This window comes from Oleiphilus sp. HI0043 (genome assembly GCF_001634935.1).
Genome location: NZ_LWEY01000718.1, coordinates 1 through 1,259, shown reverse-complemented (window position 1 = coordinate 1,259; position 1,259 = coordinate 1). Strand labels below are relative to the sequence as shown.

1 protein-coding gene is annotated in these 1,259 nt (G+C 46.8%); it reads right to left on the bottom strand.

Translation table 11 applies throughout. The features are described from left to right. Positions 1-280: 280 nt before the first annotated feature. The coding region (locus A3729_RS08425; RefSeq protein ID WP_068633641.1) for an extracellular solute-binding protein at positions 281-1,259 on the bottom strand (979 nt) is incomplete at its 5' end.

Here is a 1,259-nt window from a genome sequence, read left to right as displayed (position 1 = left end):
TGAAGGAGCTTAAAAGTGGTGGGGTAGGTGTCATAAGTATACTTGGTGTAAGAATGGATACGCCGAATAGGCTCAAGGAGATATTGGCTAACCCGTTATCGGTAATTTAATAAAGCTGCGTGCTCAAAGTCAAAAATCTGCGACAGCCTTAAATCAGGACAATGAGGCCATATTGATAATGGCCTATTAGGTGTGCCTGTGGCACTTTAACGGCCAAGCCGACCATGTCTGTTAAAAACAGGCTACGATTGAAAACTTCATACCCCTAGCCAGACATTGCTTACTTATACCTAGCTTTCCTCGCGATAGCATTCGCAGTGCTTTGATAAGGCGAAAACTCTTCAACATGGGTTTTGTTCTCTTTAAATTTTCCATGCTTGGCGACAGCTCGGTCCGGGTAGACTCTTCGGTGAGCCGGGTATTCCATGCTGAGTCGAGAGTATTGGGGTTGTGCTTGTTTAGATAGCATCCATTCTAAAAAATCTTGCGCGAGTTCTTTATTGTCGGAATCGGCTACGACGCCTGCGCCGGTGATGTCGATATGCACACCGCCGTCTTTCTGTTCAGGCCAGAAGAGTTCTATTTTAGAATTCGGGTGAGTCAAAAGGTGACGAGGCAAGTAATAGGAGTAGGCGATTGTTAGCTCACAAGCTCCTGTTTCCAGTGCAGTGAATAATTCCAAGTCGTCCGACATAGGTGAATGGACGAGATTGCTTACCCAGCCTTTCATTATCGTCTGCATTTTTGCTTCGCCATAACGGTGGCTTAGGTCTGCTAGCAGTGATTGGGAATACTCAGTTCTTGATGAGCGTAAACACAGCTTGCCTTTCCATTTACTATCGGCGAGAGCGGCGTAGGTGTTGGCATAAGTCTGCAGTTCAGATTCGCTAAGCTTTTCAGGGTGATAAGCAATCGCCTGGGCGCGTTTCGCTATTGCAAACCAGTCATCATCTTTTGAACGAAGGTGTTCAGGCAGTGTTTTTTTCAGGATACGAGAAGAGATACTGGCAAGCACGCCTTTTTGAGAGGCCAGTGACAGATTGAGTGCGCCTGTCGTTAGGAAGATATCCGCTGGACTTTCCTCTCCTTCAGCTTCGAGCTTTCGGATGAGTGCTTCACTACTGTTGTTAATGATGTAGCTGACCGAAACGCCTGATTCAGAAGCGTAGCGATTGAACATCGGTGTTAGATAACTCGCATTACGCGATGAGTACACCATAAGCTCTTCGGCTTGAGCGGGGGTGAAGCAGAAAGGAAGG